This is a genomic window from Massilia genomosp. 1, assembly GCF_011682185.1.
GTDB lineage: Bacteria > Pseudomonadota > Gammaproteobacteria > Burkholderiales > Burkholderiaceae_D > Telluria_A > Telluria_A rubra.
This window is the reverse complement of record NZ_WHJF01000067.1, coordinates 1-10,074: the sequence shown is the minus strand read 5'-3', so window position 1 is coordinate 10,074 and position 10,074 is coordinate 1. Positions and strand designations below refer to the sequence as shown.

Sequence of the window (10,074 nt, the reverse complement as noted above, 5' to 3'; positions counted from 1 at the left end):
AAAGGACCACAACGTGACACATTTTTCGCGCGGACAAAAAGGCAAGCTGGCCGACCTGGGCTTGACCGCCCCCTTCACCGTCATGGTCGACATCGACACGGCCGGGCTGGTGGTCGACATCTCCTGCTTCGGCCTGGACGGCAGCGACAAGCTCTCGGACGAACGCTACATGGTGTTCTACAACCAGCTGGCCAGCCCTGCCAATGAAATCAAGATGACCCTGGCCGGGCGCGCCGCCAGCTTCGCGGTGAACCTGGACGCCTTGCCGGCCTCGATCGCCAAGCTGGTGTTCGTGGCCGCCATCGACGGCAACGGCAGCATGCGCAGCGTGAGCGCGAGCAGCATCAAGCTCGGCGACAGTGTGCAATTCCCCTGGTCGGGGGCCGACTTCCAGGATGAAAAAGCCGTCATCGTCGGCGAAATTTATCGAAAAGAAGGCATCTGGCGCTTCGGCGCCGTCGGCCAGGGTTTCAATGGCGGCTTGTCGGCCCTGCTGAAACACTTCGGCGGCACCGAGGCCGCACCGGGCGCGTCGCCGGCGCCAGCAGCGGCGGTGCCGATTCCGGCTTCAGCTACGCCACCGCCGCCACCCGCGCCAGCGCCGCAAAAGCCGGTGTCGCTGTCGAAAGTCACGCTCGACAAGCGCGGCGACAAGGTCTCGCTCGACAAGCGCGGCGGCAGCCGGGGTTTCGGCCGCATCCACGTCAACCTGAACTGGAACCGCGGCGCGCCCGCCGCAGCCGCGCCCAAGCAAGGATTTTTGGCGCGCCTGACCGGCGCCGCCAATGCCAGCAAGGGCATCGACCTGGACCTGGGCTGCATGTACGAACTGGCCGACGGCCGTCCGGGCCTGGTGCAGGCGCTGGGCAACGCCTGGGGCGACTTCGACCGTCCACCGTACATGCGCCTGGCGGCCGACGACCGCACCGGGCAAGCGAGCGACGGTGAAAACCTGACCATCAACGGCGACCACTTCAACGACATGAAGCGGGCCCTGATCTTCGCCTTCATCTACGACGGCGCGCCGAACTGGGCCGCCACCGACGGCGTGGTGACCATCAACATGCCCGACCAGGCGCCGATCGAAGTGCGGCTCGACCAGGGCGGCAAGCAGATGATGTGCGCGATCGCCATGATCGAAAACCGGGGCGGCAGCATGCAGGTGACCAAGCTGGCCGAGTATTTCTCGCAGGTCGGCCGCGAAAGCGCGCACGAACTGATGGACCGCCGCTTCGGCTTCGGCCTGCGCTGGACCACCGGCAGCAAGGACTGAACGAGCGCGCCCGGCCCTCCTCGCCGTCAGAACTTTTCGTCCCGACATCGGGTCTTACGATGGCGCGGCGTGAACTTTCACGTACGAGAGAGCCGGACACTGTTGTTGGCGTTGCCACACTGGCAAGCTGAACCGCCTTCGCCGTCGCACCTTCTTCCACCTCGTCCACGAGGGGGTATCGGTCGATGGATGTCACATGCAAACGCAATTGATCCGCCACAGCGGCGCGCTTCTCGTTCTCGCCCTTCTCTATTACCTGGCCGCGCGCTTCGGCTTGCTGCTGGCGCTCTCGCCCGGGTATGCCGCTCCCATCTGGCCGGCTGCCGGCATCGGGCTGGCCGCCGTTCTCCTGTTCGGCAATCGTGTGGCCCCCGGCATCTGGCTGGGCTCATTCCTGGCCAATGCGACGGTCTCCTTCGATGCCGGCAGCAGCGCCTTGCTGGTGACATCGCTGCTCCTGCCAGCCGGAATCGGCCTGGGCGCCACCGTGCAGGCGCGCGCCGTGATCACGTTTCTCGGCCTGGGCGGGCCGCTCGGTTGCGTCATCAGCGCCAGCGTGGGCGCGACCATCCTGCTACTTTTTGGCAAGCTTCCGGCCCACGGTTATGGCGTGAGCTGGTGGGTCAGGTGGATCGGCGACACCATCGGCGTGCTGGTCGCCACGCCGCTGGTACTGACATGGCTGGGGCAGCCGCAAGCGCTGTGGCGGCGCCGGCGCAAGACGGTGGCATTGCCGATCTTCCTGGCATTCGGGGTAATCGTGGGCGTTTTCACCGGGGACAAGGAGCTGGTCTTTTCTCCTTCCCATCTTTTGCTGGCCTGGTCCGTGCTAGCCGGCGGGCTGGCGTTCACCGGCTTGCTCGGCGCATTCCTGCTGGTGACCAGCGGCCATGCCATGGTGTTCGAACACTTGCTGGCCCAGCGCACGGATGACCTGAAGCGGACCCGCCAGGCCGAGCAGGCCGCCCTGCAACTGGCGGCCATCGTCACATCTTCCGACGACGCCATCATCGGCAAGACGCTCGACGGCATCATCGTCAGCTGGAACGCCGGCGCCGAGCGCATGTACGGCTACAGCGCCGCCGAGATGCGCGGGCGCCCGATTTCAACCCTGATTCCCCCGAACTGGCGGACGACATGCCGGCGATTCTGGCGTGCCTGCGGCGCGGCGAGCGGATCGACCACCTCGAAACCGTGCGGGTGCGCAAGGACGGCCGCCGCATCGATGTGTCGCTCACCACCTCCCCGATCCGCAACGCCGAGGGCATGGTGAGCGGCGTGTCGGCGATTGCCCGCGACATCAGCGAGCGCAAGTGCGCCGAGCGGGCGTTGCGGGACAGGGAGGCGCGTATCCGGCGCCTGGTCGACGCCAATATCATCGGCATCTTCATCGGCGATGTGCGTGGGCGCGTCAGTGAGGCGAACAATGCCGGCGCGAAGGCGACAGTGTCGCCAGGCTGGGCGGCGACGAATTCGTTCTCATCCTGCCTTTGCTGGGAGACAGCGGCCATGCCGCACGGGTGGCCCTGAAAGCGCTCGACGCCCTGACGCAGCCTTTCAGCGTCGAACTGAAGCAGTTGCATCTGGGCGCCAGCATCGGCATCAGTGTCTATCCCGATGATGGCCTCGATGTCGACACCCTGATGCGGGCCGCCGATACCGCGATGTACCATGCCAAGGAAATGGGGCGCGGCAATTTCCAATTCTACACAGCCGCGCTCAACCAGGTAGTGCAGCAGCGACTCGCTGTCGGCAAGCGCTTGCGCCAGGCCCTGGCGCAAGATGAATTCATCCTGCATTAGCAGCCGCAGGTGGAAATGACAAGCGGCACGATCTTTTCCGCCGAAGCGCTGCTGCGGTGGCAGCCGGCGGGAACAGAGCCGATTTCCTGTGGCGACTTCATCGCCAACGCGGAAGAGTCCGGCCTGATCGTGCAGATCGGCGAGTGGGTGTTGCGCCAGGCTTGCCGGCAGCTGAAAATCTGGCGCGACGCCGGCCACCCGGCGCTGAAAATAGCGCTCAATCTCTCGCCCCGGCAACTCGAACAAGTGAATTTTTGCGCCCTGCTCGCTCACATCCTCGACGAAGCCGGGATTCCTCCCACCGCCCTCGAACTGGAAATTACCGAAAGCATCCTGATGCAGCGCAGCGACTACAATCTTGCCATGCTGACCCGGTTGAGCGAGATGGGTATTCACCTGTCGGTGGACGACTTCGGCACGGGCTATTCCAGCCTGGGCTACCTGCAGCGCTTTCCAGTGCATTCGCTCAAGATCGACCAATCGTTTGTGCGCGACATCGGCCAGCACCAGAATGACACGGCACTGGTGACGGCCATCATTGCCATGGCGACCAGCCTGCGCCTGGGGGTGATCGCCGAAGGGGTGGAAACGCTGCAACAGGCACAGTTCTTGATGGCGCATGGTTGCCATGCGGCCCAGGGCTACTATTACAGCGGCGCCGTGCCGGCGGAGGCATTCTCGGAACTGATCGGAGATCAGTTCGAACACACGAGCCGCCTGCATCGTTAACACGCCTTCCCGGTGCCGGCCGGCAGACAAGCGGGGATGCCGGACTGGTCGCGCCTGGCCTGGTCCGCTTGCCGCTGGCCGGGCGGCGGTATGTCAGGACATCACCGTGACCGGCTCCGCGTCGGTCTTGCCGACCTGGTACCAGTCCACCTTGCGGGTTGCCACCATGATTGCGCCGAGCACCGCGAACAGCAGGATACTGCCCAGCACCAATGCATTATTCTCCGACACCAGCAAGCCATACAGCGCGCCGTAGAGCACAGTCAGCGCCACGCCGAAACCCAGTCCGCGCAGCCAGTTGCGCAGCACGAAACTCAGATAAAACCCCAGCAGCAAGATGCACGCCGTGCTGGCGATGGCATACGCGAGGACGAACTGGATATGTTCCGACAAGCCCACCAGCAACAGGAAGAACAGCACCAGCGCCATCCCGACCAGCAGGTATTGCACCGGGTGGATCGGCAGGCGCTTGAGGATTTCGAAGATGAAGAAGGCGGCGAAGGTCAGCGCCACGAACAGCAAGCCATACTTGGTGGCGCGCTCGGCCAGCGAATACACATTCACCGGTTCGATGAAGGCCACGCTGAAGCGGTCCACCTGCACCGCCGCACGCGCGGCCGCGGCTTGCCCGGGCTGCGCGGCATCGGCGCTGGCCGCCCCGTTCTGCAGGGCCAGCAACTGCTGCTGGGCGGCAGTCGACAAGGACGAGATCGCCCAATTGGCCTTGAAGCCATCCTCGTTGATGACGCGGTCCTTGGTCGACGGCAAGAAGTTACCGGCGAATTGAGGGTGGGGCCACTTCGACGTCAGGCTGACCTGGTTGTTGCGTCCGACCGGCGAAAAATGCTGGCGTTCGATGCCATCCAGGCCGAGGTTGAAGGCGAAGGGAACGCGCGCGGTCTGTTCCAGGTCCATGGCCGGCAGGTCGGCGTGCAGGCCGCTGCCGAGGGCGATGGAACCGGTCCCCTGCGCGAATTCGATCGACTGCTTGCCCCAGGCGATGGTGGGGATATTCCGGATTCCGCGCACATCCTCGATGCCGACGGCGATGCTGACCTGGCCGAGCGTGATGCGCGAGAGCGAGTTGGCGCGTGGCAGCGCCGATTTCAGCGGCAGGTCGAAGTCGCCGGTCAGCTTGTGCTGGCCGCTGTAGAACAACACCCGGTGAATGCCGCGGTAGCGGTAATCGGTATCGAACTTGCCCTCGACGTTGAGCTGGTTGGGAAACACCAGGTGTACGCGGCTGACCGAGCGTTTCACCGTTTCCGATTTGCTGGCGTCGTTGGCAACGGGCACGGTGACGTCGAACTCGTCGGTGTAGGGAATGACCATGACCGGGCCGATGATCGACTGTTCGCGCACCGAATCGGCGGCGATGCTGGCGACCGCCTCGGCGCGGAAATCGCTGCGTTCGCGGATGGTGCTCTGGATCATCGCCAAAGGCAGGCAGATCAGCACAGTGAGCGCCAGGATGGCGAGTATCTTGTACAACAGTGTTTTTTGCATGGGGGCTCCCGATTGGTGATGGCGCCAGTGTAGGGAGCGTGTATGCGTTCACGATGCGCTGCGTGTGAAGTGAAGTGCGAATCGCGTCGTTCGGCGTCGCGTCGCTTCCTGCGGGCAGCTCAAGGTTTTTGAGGCATGGCATTCAAGGCACTCTGCATCTGGCCGAACAAGCCACCGACCGACGACGCCAGGTAATCATCGTAACCGGCGACGTTCAGCGTTCTGGCGATCGTCGACGAATCGATGAAGCGCGTCATCTGAGCCTTGAATGCCTGGCTCTTCACGATCGGCGGGATCTGCTCGATTGCGCGCGTCAGCAGCCCGGGGTAGTCCAGCACGCCATAGTCCTTGATCTTGGCGACCACGAGTTCCGGAGCGAGCGTGGCGCCACGCGTCGCCATCCAGGCAAGGTCCCAGATGTCCCGGTGACGAATCTTGGCCGAGTCGGGCTCCACCGGCCGTCCTTGATTGTCCAGAAGCGATGTCGGGAAGGCCAGCACCTTGTCCGCCATGATCTCGTCGAGCGACTCGGCGTTGACCATCACCATCAGCATGCCGCCAAGGACGTCATAGTTGGCCCTCAGCGGCACCAACTCGCGGGTATAAGAGCCACCCCTTTCAAGGTCGTAAGCACTTGATTTAATTAAGCTTCATAGAAAGCAAACCCAGCTGTAGCGCATTTTTATGGCATTTTTTTGGTAAAAAACACTCATCAATTATCGTTCTTCATAGGGGAACGGGCGAAATTCAATCACCTTGAAAGGGGTGGCTCTAAGTGGGGTATGGGAAGACGGAGAGTAAGCTCATTACCATTGAAGATCAAGTTTAAGTGATCTCTTACCCTATTTTTCATTAGGGTTCGCGTGTACTTGTGGCCGAGACGGTGCTGGTTCAGCGGCCTACAGGCCGCGCCTGGTCAAGAAACCAGCACCACCGGCAGGTGCAGCACGGCGCGCACGCCGCCCGACTGCGCATTCCCCACCGTCACCGTTCCGCCATGCAAGGCCATCACTTCGCGCACGAAGGGCAAGCCCAGGCCCGTGCTTTTGGCGCCATCCGGGCGCGGCAGCGAGTAGAAACGCTCGAACAGCCGCTCGCGCGCGAACGCGGGAATGCCGGCGCCGCAGTCGCTCACGCTGATGAGCACCTCGTCCCCCACTGTTTCGGCGCGCATGGTGATCACCCCGCCCGGCGGCGAAAAGTCGATGGCATTGTCGAGCAGGTTGCCCACCGCCTGGCGCAGCAGCAGCGGGTCGCCTTTCACGATCAGCTTGTCGATCAAGGTTTCCAAGGTCAGGCCGCGCGCCAGCAAGCGCGCCGCCACATCGGCCCGCACCTCCTCGGCCAGGCTGCGCAGTGCGACCGTCTCGGGCGCGCTCAGGCGTTGCTGCTTTTCCACCCGGATCAGGGCCAGCAACTTGTCGATCAGTTGCTTCTGGCGCAGGTTCTGGTTCAGGATATTGTTCAAAAAATGCTGGCGCTCGGCGGCCGGCATGTCTTCCTGCATCAGCTCGGCCGAACCCTGGATCGCCGCAATCGGGCTCTTGAGCTCGTGCGCCAGGGTATGCATCAGCTCTTCCACGTATTCCTTGCCTTCGAGCTTGTTGCGCATCGCTTCGAGCGCGCGCCCGAGCGTGCCGATTTCATTGTTGCCGAGCGCCGGCAAGGTGGCCTTGCGGCCGGCCTCGACATCGGCGATGTAGCGCATCAGCGTTTGCAAGGCGCGGTTGAGCCAGTACGCGAAGGCCATCCCGATCAGCAGCGACAACACCAGCAGCACGGCGCCGCGCGTGAGGATGATGCGCTGGCTGCGCTCGACGAAGGGTTGCACGGTCGAGACCGGCTTGGCGACGGTCAGCACACCGATGATGCGCTCGCCATCCATGATCGGCGCGGCCACGTGCATCACGGCGCTGGCGTCGTCGGACCTGGCGTCGCGCGTGCTGCGCGCACCGTATGCGCCGCGCAGGGTCAGGTAGACATCGTTCCAGCGCGAATAATCCTTGCCCAGATCGTGCCCGCTGGAGTCGAAGGTGACGCGCCCTTGGACATCGGTGATGTAGACGCGGTAGTTCAGGCTGCGCTTGTTCACGCCATCGATCGAGACGTCCACATGGCGCCGTCCGAACGACTGCAGGCGCGCGAGAATCTGGGAATCGTCCATGCGGCCCGCCTTGACATCGGCGGCGACGACCTCGGCCAGCAGGTGGGCGGTGTCGAGCAGGGTGTCTTCGAGGGTCGAGCGCACGCCCGGCTTGACCTGGGCCACGAACACGTTGAGCAAAAACCACGCAGCGAGCCCGACAATCAGAAAATAGCCGAGCAGGATGCGCAGGCCGATTCTCATGTGCCCGCCAGGCTGTAGCCCATGCCGCGGTGGGTCTGGATCGGGTCGTCGCCGGCGTCGACCAGGCGCAGCTTGGCGCGCAGCGACTTGATATGGGCGTCGACGGTGCGCTCGAGCGTATCGGGCGCGTCGGCCCAGACCCGGTCCATCAGCTGCGCGCGCGAGAGCACATGGCCGGGCCGCTCGCACAGGGCCTTGAGCAGCAGGTATTCGTAGCGGGTCAGCTCGAGCGCCCGGGCGCGGTACAGGATGCGCGCCTCGGCCTCGCGGATCTCGAAGCGCGCGGCGGGCGCGGCGGCGCCCGGGGCGACGGCGCCCGGCGCGATCGACCCGGCCGGCGGCGCCAGGCGGCGCAGCACCACCCGGATGCGCGCCACCAGTTCGCGCGGCGAAAACGGCTTGGTGACGTAATCGTCGGCCCCGATTTCGAGCCCGACGATGCGGTCGATCTCGTCGCTGCGCGCGGTCAGGAAGATCACCGGGGCATTGCAGAACTGGCGCAGCTGGCGGCAGACCTCGAAGCCGTTCATGTCGGGCAGGCCGACGTCGAGCACCACCAGCGCGGGCAAGGTGGCCGGATCGGCATCGCGCATCGCTTGCAGCGCCTGCGCGCCCAGGCTCACGTGGCGCGGTACGAAGCCGTCCGTGCGCAGGGCGTAGGCGATGCTGTCGGCAATGGCCAGCTCATCTTCCACTATCAGGATCGTTACGGGCATGCGCGGGCGTCGGGATTGGTCATGGCGACAGTATCCGGGGCGGGGCCGGGTCAGTCAACCGGACGCCTGGCCGGCTTGTCGGGAAATTTTACAGTTGACCGTGAAATTTCTTGATGGAAAATCCTAAGCCGATGATACCAAACGTCAATTTCCACATGGCATGTTCTTTGCTTGTACACCATGCTACCTTAACCAAAGTATACGAAAGAATATCTTGTCCTCAACATCATTCTTCGCAATCGCCCTGCTCGCTTCGGCCTGGATCTCCAGCGCCCAGGCCACCATCCTCACCACCACCTCGCGCGGCGTGGTCAGCAGCGTGTACCAGAACACCCTCGACGACTTCGGCCCAGGCAACTTGGCCGGCAAGAAATTCCAGATAACGCTGACCTTCGACGACAGCAGCGCGACCCGCGACAGCTACCTGAACCAGTATGAAGCGCTGTACGGCCTCAATTTGTTCAGCGCGCGCATTACCGTCGATGGCGTGACACGCGACTACCAACGCACCGGCAATTTTCAGCAGCAGACCGCCAACGGCGCCTCGGCCGAGACGCCGTGGGGATCGGACCAGGCGTTTGCCGGCGTGAACTGGACCACGCGCGAGGAAAGCCTCTACGCCTATCACGGCATCGAATCGATGAATCACTTTTTTGCCGGCGCCAATGCCAGCCTGACCACGCCCTTCTCGGCCACGCTGCGGCCGGACCTGTACGAGTACATGACGAAACAGGCGCAGTTCGGCCATACCGACGTGCTCTCGGGGCGCTCGACGGTGTTCTACGGCGAGATCGAGGAGTTTTCGATGAGCACCGTGGCGGTGCCGGAGCCGGTCAGCCTGGGCCTGCTGGCGCTGGGCGCGCTGGCCATGCTGGGGGCGCGCCGCAGATCGCAGTCGGCTGCATAGAGCGAGTCACGCAGCGCCTGGGTTTGCGCGGCCTCAACTTATGATGGGATAGTGTTGGGTAGGTGAGAATGTCGCCGTCGCTGAGCTGCCTAGGATAAGTATGCATGATGGATGGAGACTTAACCACTGAAATTTCCATGCCCCCCCCCTTCAACGCCCGACCTGGCGCGATCGACGCCTCCCGCCCCCCTGTTCCGGCTACAGACGCTGGAACACGCTGGCGCCCGCCAATACGGCAACGTCATCCTAGCCTGCACGCCACGTCAGCGTAGCCTGACCATTCTGCTGATCTGAGGTGGTCATGGTCAATTTGAACACCCACAAACCCGGTTCGCTGTACGATACGTTTCCGGCCCACAAAGCAAATGCCCGAGTGAAAAAGCTTGAGTTCCATTCCCACCCAAGCCCGGGAACTGGCTAAACACGGCTGAAATTGAATTGGCCGCACTGTCACGCCAATGCTTAAAATCGGCGCATCCCAAACATCACGACTCTGGCGCGGCCGGTTGACGCGTGGAAAAACGCGCGTAATCAGATCAGCACACCGATCCGTTGGCAATTTTGGTATCACCATGTAAGGCACCTCGTTATACACAAGTCTTGCGCGCGGTGCCGACCGTGCTGAAAACCTGTTTACATTCAATGACTTAACGCGCCCCTTGTAAACTCGCCGCATTTCAGGTTTACTTTCGTCTTTTGCGTGGACGAATTGGCGAGAGCACCTGCACCTTGGACCGAGACGGAATTTGAGCAACTCGACCTGGGCGATGCGCGCCTGAACAAACGAGCGAGGA

10 protein-coding genes and 1 pseudogene are annotated in these 10,074 nt (G+C 63.3%); 7 read left to right on the top strand and 4 right to left on the bottom strand.

Annotation, left to right across the window (positions count from 1 at the left end; translation table 11 throughout):
- Positions 1-13: 13 nt before the first annotated feature.
- From F1735_RS22050 to F1735_RS22030, 5 genes and pseudogenes are all read left to right on the top strand, one after another.
- Positions 14-1,273 (top strand): TerD family protein, encoded by a 1,260-nt coding sequence (locus F1735_RS22050; protein ID WP_167238948.1) that lies wholly within the window; start codon positions 14-16, stop codon positions 1,271-1,273.
- Positions 1,274-1,469: 196 nt separating this feature from the next.
- A pseudogene (locus tag F1735_RS35770) lies at positions 1,470-2,545 on the top strand (PAS domain S-box protein); the annotation flags it as partial.
- Positions 2,543-2,803 carry a hypothetical protein gene (locus tag F1735_RS35765; RefSeq protein WP_222853053.1) on the top strand — a complete coding sequence of 87 codons (261 nt, stop codon included), beginning with the start codon at positions 2,543-2,545 and terminating at the stop codon, positions 2,801-2,803. The pseudogene F1735_RS35770 and the gene F1735_RS35765, both read left to right, overlap by 3 nt.
- Positions 2,731-3,075, top strand: coding sequence for a diguanylate cyclase domain-containing protein (locus tag F1735_RS22035; RefSeq protein WP_167238964.1), 345 nt, complete (start codon positions 2,731-2,733; stop codon positions 3,073-3,075). The genes F1735_RS35765 and F1735_RS22035 overlap by 73 nt, the downstream gene beginning before the upstream one ends.
- Before the next feature lie 9 nt (positions 3,076-3,084).
- Positions 3,085-3,804, top strand: coding sequence for a putative bifunctional diguanylate cyclase/phosphodiesterase (locus F1735_RS22030; protein WP_167238947.1), 720 nt, complete (start codon positions 3,085-3,087; stop codon positions 3,802-3,804).
- A 93-nt stretch (positions 3,805-3,897) separates the two neighbouring features.
- Here F1735_RS22030 and creD read toward each other — a convergent pair whose 3' ends face one another.
- The 4 genes from creD to creB all read right to left on the bottom strand — a co-directional run bounded on the left by creD (position 3,898) and on the right by creB (position 8,373).
- The gene (creD, locus tag F1735_RS22025; RefSeq protein ID WP_167238946.1) at positions 3,898-5,310 is read right to left on the bottom strand and encodes a cell envelope integrity protein CreD; all 1,413 of its coding nucleotides are present in this window, start codon (positions 5,308-5,310) and stop codon (positions 3,898-3,900) included.
- 119 nt (positions 5,311-5,429) lie between these two features.
- On the bottom strand, positions 5,430-5,864 hold the full coding sequence (locus F1735_RS22020; protein WP_167238945.1) for a nucleotidyl transferase AbiEii/AbiGii toxin family protein: 435 nt from the start codon (positions 5,862-5,864) through the stop codon (positions 5,430-5,432).
- A gap of 362 nt (positions 5,865-6,226) precedes the next feature.
- Positions 6,227-7,657: a two-component system sensor histidine kinase CreC gene (gene creC, locus F1735_RS22015; protein WP_167238944.1), complete on the bottom strand. Its 1,431-nt coding sequence runs from the start codon at positions 7,655-7,657 to the stop codon at positions 6,227-6,229.
- Positions 7,654-8,373, bottom strand: a complete 720-nt coding sequence (gene creB, locus F1735_RS22010) for a two-component system response regulator CreB (protein WP_167238943.1) — start codon at positions 8,371-8,373, stop codon at positions 7,654-7,656. Before creB ends, creC begins: the two co-directional genes overlap by 4 nt.
- Before the next feature lie 214 nt (positions 8,374-8,587).
- On the opposite strand from creB, the gene F1735_RS22005 reads away from it, so the two are divergent.
- Positions 8,588-9,280: a PEP-CTERM sorting domain-containing protein gene (locus F1735_RS22005; protein ID WP_167238942.1), complete on the top strand. Its 693-nt coding sequence runs from the start codon at positions 8,588-8,590 to the stop codon at positions 9,278-9,280.
- 700 nt (positions 9,281-9,980) lie between these two features.
- On the top strand, positions 9,981-10,074 hold a 94-nt coding region (locus F1735_RS38290; RefSeq protein WP_373888568.1), incomplete at its 3' end, for an IS4/Tn5 family transposase DNA-binding protein.